Consider the following 505-nt stretch of genomic DNA (forward strand, 5'->3'; position numbering starts at 1 on the left):
GGCGTACGAACTGCTCACCGGTGTGGTGGGGCCGAGCGTCGGGCTCTACCGCACGTCCCTGCTGGCCCAGGAGCAGTTCGGGATCGGCCGCCACGTGCGGCACCCGCAAGACTTCTCGTTCACGTTCTGCGTGGACGAGGTGGCCTGATCCATTCCGATCACCATCACGACAAGGAGTACGAGCATGACCAAGAAGCTCATCATCGGCCCGGCCGAGTGGTTCATCGCCGACGCTGACGCATCCGGTGTGATCCGGCTGGTCCGGGAGGCGATGACCAACCGCACCACCGTCGAGTTGGGGCTCTACGACGGCGCCGGCCGTGCGGTGACCGTGTTCCTCAACGGCGCGACCGCCGCCAGCGTGGTACTCGCCCTCGACCCGACTCCGCGTCCGCCGAGCGAGATGTCCTGACCGATCGGGAAGGTACGTGGCCCGTACGTACGCGACGGGCCACGTACGCATTTCCCGGTATCTCCGTCGCCACGCCTCGCCCGACCGCGACCC

Annotated in this window: 1 protein-coding gene; it reads left to right on the top strand. The window is 67.5% G+C overall.

Annotation, left to right across the window (positions count from 1 at the left end; translation table 11 throughout):
• Positions 1 to 184 precede the first annotated feature (184 nt).
• On the top strand, positions 185 to 412 hold the full coding sequence (locus F8271_RS31790) for a hypothetical protein (RefSeq protein WP_151493445.1): 228 nt from the start codon (positions 185 to 187) through the stop codon (positions 410 to 412).
• Positions 413 to 505 lie beyond the last annotated feature (93 nt).

The sequence above is a fragment of the Micromonospora sp. ALFpr18c genome (genome assembly GCF_008868155.1).
Lineage (GTDB): Bacteria > Actinomycetota > Actinomycetes > Mycobacteriales > Micromonosporaceae > Micromonospora.